General features: G+C 43.0%; 5 protein-coding genes. 1 reads left to right on the forward strand and 4 read right to left on the reverse strand.

Going from position 1 to position 5,565, the window contains the following annotated elements:
- Window positions 1–91: 91 nt before the first annotated feature.
- The 3 genes from F6J94_RS29275 to F6J94_RS29285 form a co-directional block, all read right to left on the reverse strand.
- Entirely contained in the window at window positions 92–397 is a 306-nt protein-coding gene (locus F6J94_RS29275; protein WP_293046795.1) for a hypothetical protein, read from the reverse strand.
- Window positions 398–713: 316 nt separating this feature from the next.
- Window positions 714–1,544: a DUF4351 domain-containing protein gene (locus tag F6J94_RS29280; RefSeq protein ID WP_293046796.1), complete on the reverse strand. Its 831-nt coding sequence runs from the start codon at window positions 1,542–1,544 to the stop codon at window positions 714–716.
- A 518-nt stretch (window positions 1,545–2,062) separates the two neighbouring features.
- On the reverse strand, window positions 2,063–3,466 hold the full coding sequence (locus tag F6J94_RS29285) for an aminopeptidase P family protein (protein ID WP_293046797.1): 1,404 nt from the start codon (window positions 3,464–3,466) through the stop codon (window positions 2,063–2,065).
- 522 nt (window positions 3,467–3,988) lie between these two features.
- Here F6J94_RS29285 and F6J94_RS29290 point away from each other — a divergent pair.
- A complete protein-coding gene (locus tag F6J94_RS29290) occupies window positions 3,989–4,453 on the forward strand; it encodes an ABA4-like family protein (protein WP_293046798.1) in 465 nt (154 codons plus the stop codon).
- Between the two features lie 342 nt (window positions 4,454–4,795).
- On the opposite strand, the gene F6J94_RS29295 is transcribed toward F6J94_RS29290, so the two are convergent.
- The gene (locus F6J94_RS29295) at window positions 4,796–5,002 is read right to left on the reverse strand and encodes a hypothetical protein (protein WP_293046799.1); all 207 of its coding nucleotides are present in this window, start codon (window positions 5,000–5,002) and stop codon (window positions 4,796–4,798) included.
- Window positions 5,003–5,565: the final 563 nt, after the last annotated feature.

Here is a 5,565-nt window from a genome sequence, read left to right on the forward strand (position 1 = left end):
TTTCCCTGTTCCCTGTTCCCTGTTCCCTTTGCTATAGGCTGACAGCTGACAGCTGACGGCTGTTGGCGTAGCCTGCGCGTAGCGCATATGCTTACGGCTTAATAGTAATGTCTTGATAGTCGGGATGTCTAAGAATAAAGCATTTTGCGCCAATAGTGATTTGGGCAATCTGGGATGAAAGCTTACATAATCCATCCCTGACTTCTGAATTTGGACAGTGAATGATTAAGCTGTCAGTAGCAGTAACCCACTCTAGCTTACAGAGTTGAGTTAGAGGAATTTCTGTCTTAATTTGGCTTAGTCCTTGACTCAGTTGTTTAAATTTATGTAGCCATTGGGACTCTTGCAAGTTTTTCTCTAGCTTGCTTTTCAATGGGTCTTCTTCTTGATTAGTCATGATATAGCGTTTCTCATAGCGATTTTGCTGTTTGGGTGGTGCGTTGCGGGGTGGGCTATTCCAAAGCTGGCAAAGCGGTAAATTGCTTATAAGCTGTTTCGAGATTATCTTTGTATAATCCCTGCTGCTTATAAGAATTATAAGCAGCAGGGATTTGGGAATAGTTGGCCAGCACTTGTTCTTGAGTCAGAGACTTTTCTTTCCAAGTTAACGCTAATTGTTCCAGTTGCTCTAAGTAAGTATGTAAGGTGTCCCCAAGGAGTTTTAGATGGCATGATTGATAGTTAGCTTCCTAAATTCATCATTTGTTAACGCACTACTGCTCCTGATCCAACCAAACCGCTAAATCCGTTGCGGTCTTAAAATCCAACAACGCTTCACTCAATTCCTCCAATCGAGTAATGGATAATCCCTCAATCCGCTGTTGGAGCACAGGGTCAAGTAAACCTAACCTCAGGGTTAGCTGACGCATCACTATTAATACCGCTTCCTCCTGCTTGCCGCGCTGGCGTCCCTTTTGGATAATATCTTGATAGGTGACTGATTCTTCCATAATTTCCTCGGATAACAATCGACGGACTAAATCTTTCTCAAACCGCAAACCAGCCAGTACATCCACACAGGCCGCTAGGGTTCGGAGTTGACCTTGTTCTTCAATTCTATCGACTTCAGCAACCACTTGCTCTAACAATAGATTAGGCCGATTACTCCTAGCTAAAGTGGCCAAGGGTAACAGAGCCCGATTGGCCAACAGTGGTTGAGGGTCTTGCTCCCACAGACGAATAATTCTATAACGATGCCAGGTATTAATATCCCTAAATTCGTTATTGAATACCATCTGTGAGGTCGTAGACTTTAGAAAAATAACCACCTGCTCAATGGGACATCGGTACTTGCGGTGTAGCCTGACCCAATAGTCCAACATCCGAAATGGTAATGGTGGCTCGGATGGGGGTAGGGTTTGAAATTCTAGGTGCAGAATTTGGTTAGTACTTTGGAGTACAGTCAGAGCATCAGCTTGAATTGGTTCACTACTCAATTCGGTTTTAAGTACCTGAATATCTCTAGGTTCTTCACCCAATAGCCAATGAAAAAACTCCGATGGGTATTCTTCGGCTAAGTATTTACAAATATTGTCGTACGCCAAGGCAAATTGTTTAAATTTAAGACTATTTCAGATACTGTAGTGAATCTGAGCTAAAAAAGTGATCGCACCCGGATCTTGTTTATTGATTCAAGTTATGATATACGAGCACTTTTGATTTTGATATAGCAATTCGATCCCCCGTTGGTCCCCCTTATCAAGGGGGACTTTGAGGTTGAGAAGCCTACCTCATAAAAGCAATAAACGCACTTAAAATCTAGAGAAGACCTGATGAGATTAGGTCTTCTCAAAATTATTTCTGTCAACTTACGGCGGTTTGCATAACTATCAGGTGCGCTTTCTGTATTAAGAATTAAATTCGCCACGGGTCGCACCTCAGGTACACAGGATTGTTTTCCCACTTCTGACTTCCCCTCCTGGGAGGGGTTAGGGGTGGGTTCCTCTTCCCTACTCCCTGCTCCCTGCTCCCTGCTCCCTAAAAACCCAGAACTTTGTACCTAACTGAATTGCAAACCGCTGTAAGAGCACCATTAACCCGTTCACCCACACCCGAAAACTTATTATCCCCTAACCAAATCCTCAACTGCCTCTAGATCAGTCGGTAACCCAGCGGTCAACACCTCTGCTCCTGTCTCGGTAATCAACACATCATCCTCAATCCGAATCCCCCGCACATCATCAAATTCTGCCAATCTATCCCAATCAACCACATCTTTGTAAGTTGACCGTCGCTCTGGGTCATTCAAAATCCCTGGAACTTGATAAAATCCTGGTTCAATTGTGACCAACATCCCTGCTTCCAACAGTCGGTCTAGTCGCAGGAAGCCCAAGCCAAAGCGATCGCTTCTTACCCGTCCTGGTGCATACCCTGCCAAATCCCCTAAATCTTCCATATCATGGACATCTAATCCCAGCAAATGACCAACACCATGGGGAAAGAATAAAGCATGGGCATCCATTTCTACTAAATCCGAGATGTCTCCTCGCAGAATTCCCAAATCTATCAATCCCTCAGCCATCACCCCTGCTGCTGTCATATGAATCTCTCGATATTCCACCCCAGGGTAAAGATTCTTGATACAGAAATCATGGGCTTCTTTGACGACATTATATATATCCCGCTGAGTAGGGGAAAATTTACCACTCACCGGCCAAGTACGGGTAATATCCGCCGCCCAACCCATAGGGGTTTCTGCTCCTACATCCGCCAGCAGTAACTCTCCCGGTTGCAGGGAATGGTGATACTCACCATTGTGGAGCACTTCCCCATGAACCGTAACAATACTTGTGTAAGCACGGGTCATATTATGGGCAATAATTACCGATTCCATCGCCCCCCGCACTTCCGCTTCCCGTTTAGCCTTGGGAGTAGCTGCCATTCCCGCTTTATGAGCAGCCATCGAAACTTCAGCGGCTTGGCGCAACTCCGATAATGCCCCCTCGTCATGGTATAACCGTAGGGATATTATCGCTTTCGCTAAATCTAAGTCAATCCCTTCTGGAGCATCAGCGGGTCCGACAGCACGACCTAATAGTTCCTGTTGTTGGCTGTAAGTAGTGGGATTTTGAACAGCAATGGTTGCTGCTCCCTGAGAATGCGATTCGGCAAAGCCGACGCTATGCGAACGCAATTCTGAAAAGGGAAAAACCCGATCAGCCCCAATCATCTCAGCAATTTCCTCAGGTGAAGGCACTTCTCCGTGCCACAACGCACTACCAGGGGCTGGCTTATCCATGAATAAATCCAGTTTGCCATCATTGAGGCCAATTACCGCATTAGTTAGAGGTAAACCAGCAAAATACAAGAAGTGACTGCTAGCCCGAAACGGGAACGAATTGGCTCGAAAATTCCGAGGACTAGGATGTCCAGACCAGAGCATTACTGGAAAATCCACCAGCTGAGCCAGCTTTTGACGCCGTTGCTTTAGTGTAGTGGCTAAAGAGCCGTCATGGTTGTTAATCATCGGATTTATTATAATTTATTTGTTGAACCTTCACCGTTGAATAGTTATAGCGTAAATTCCACAGGTCTTGTGGAATTTGTTTAAAATTATCCCCAGGATCTACCTGAGACTAAGATGCTGCCAGTGATCGGGTTTGGGACTAGCAATGGCAAGGTTCTTGGTCTAACCAAGATCTAACTGTGGAAAATGAACCAGAACAGATTAACACAACAGATTAATGCGAAAGCATCATCTCCAATGCTCTGGCTAACACTTATAGAAGTTATATAGCAATTCTGTTTCCCATGAGGTACAAAGAGATCCCCCTAAATCCCCATTAAAAAGGGGGACTTTGAGCTTGATAATTGTACCTAATACATGCAATAAACGCTATAATACTCATTAGCGAAACAAGATTTTTTCCCAATACCCATGCTCTTCACCCTGCTCCCTGCTCCCTATTCCCTGTTCCCTAAAAACAAAAAAAAACTCACCCAATTTATAACTGCTATAGTAAATACTTGAAATCTTAAACACAGAAATATGGTTATCGCTCAACTGTTTAATATTGCCAATATCTTCGTTTTGCCCTTTTGGCTCCTGATGGTTTTCTTGCCAAATTGGGGCATTACCAAGCGAGTAATGGAATCCTATCTTCCCTTCGTCGCTCTAGCAGGTTTGTATATTTACCTCTTTATTAATAGCATTACACCAGAATCCGCCCAAGCCTTATCCAATCCTCAGTTAGCCGATATTGCCCACTTTTTTAGTGACGAAACCGTTGCTGCTACTGGCTGGATACACTTCCTAGTTCTGGACTTGTTTGTAGGGCGTTGGATTTATTGGCAAGGGCAACAGGCTGGTATTTGGACTATTCACTCCCTAATTCTATGCTTATTTGCAGGACCAATCGGACTACTTTCTCATATTATTACAGCTTGGATTACCAAGAAATCCACTTCAGATACTCCCTTAGAGTCTAACACTACGAGTCCATCACAAACATAATCAGCGCTTTTTTATTTGATTTGTAAACACAGGTATTGCTTAAAAAGGCAATAGGCAAGAGGCAAAAGGCAATAGGGGAAAAAGCTCTGGAGTTTTATTGGACAGTCAAAAAAGACATTTTAGTTTACATCTCATGTACAGCACTACCCATTAAGGTTAGGAAATTGGGCGTTGCTGAATCTTCGAATGAATATAAGTAGAGTGGGCATCCTGCCCGCGCGAAAATTGTAACGGGCAAGATGCCCGTTCCACCAAGATGCCAATTCCACAAAACTCTTAAAATCATTCCATTATTAAGCAACACCAGAAATTGATACAATTTGAAAAGCTGTTATGCTAAAATTATCCCTTTAGCATGCTGCCTTTTGCCTTTTGCCTTGCCCGTAGCGCTATATAAACTCTATACTCGATCATCACCAATAATCCACTGGTAATTTCTTCATTGTTTTGGGTGATATCAATGCATGCTGTTTGACCCGGTGGTGCGTTACGGGACGGACTGTCCCAATAATGGCTACGGATAAAATCAGGAGGATCTCGTCTTATCAAGCACCCTACAAAACTTTGCTCAGCTAGTTAAGCTGTTGCGCATTTAAATTGGATAGTATTCAGTTATCAAAAAAACTCAAACCCTCTTCCCTGCTCTCCTACTCTGATAACAATATAATTTAAATCAAGACCAGCTTACCTTGACGGTTTTGTATTATTCATGCTAGCTTTATATAAAACTTGAAAAGCTAACTCAAGGCTTCAAGTAACAGTAAAAAATGCGAATAGGTTACTCTACCAAAACATCCGGTAACGAATCCCCCCCGGATGAGACATCTCTACTGGAGATGTCTCATGATTAAACAAGCTTCAATCCTTGGAGGTATTGCTAACTTTTGTTAACTTTCCAAGAATAGACTTTAGAGCTGATTTGTAAACTCGCTGTAATCCTTGTAGGATAAGGCTTGGGCTAAACTATAACAATTGAACTTAATACCCAAAAGACAATCATAGCAAGGTTTTCAGGCTTCTTAATATTTACTTTACAAATTAGCTCTAAAGTCTATTCTTGGAAAGTTAACAAAAGTTAGCAATACCTCCAAGGATTGAAGCTTGTTTAATCA

It is taken from the genome of Moorena sp. SIO1F2 (genome assembly GCF_010672755.1).
Classification (GTDB): Bacteria; Cyanobacteriota; Cyanobacteriia; order Cyanobacteriales; family Coleofasciculaceae; genus Moorena.

Bases quoted from the DNA above. Each gene is read 5' to 3' on its own strand.
- F6J94_RS29275 (WP_293046795.1), bottom strand. From the start codon at position 397: ATGACTAATCAAGAAGAAGACCCATTGAAAAGCAAGCTAGAGAAAAAC.
- F6J94_RS29285 (WP_293046797.1), bottom strand. From the start codon at position 3,466: ATGATTAACAACCATGACGGCTCTTTAGCCACTACACTAAAGCAACGG.
- F6J94_RS29290 (WP_293046798.1), top strand. From the start codon at position 3,989: ATGGTTATCGCTCAACTGTTTAATATTGCCAATATCTTCGTTTTGCCC.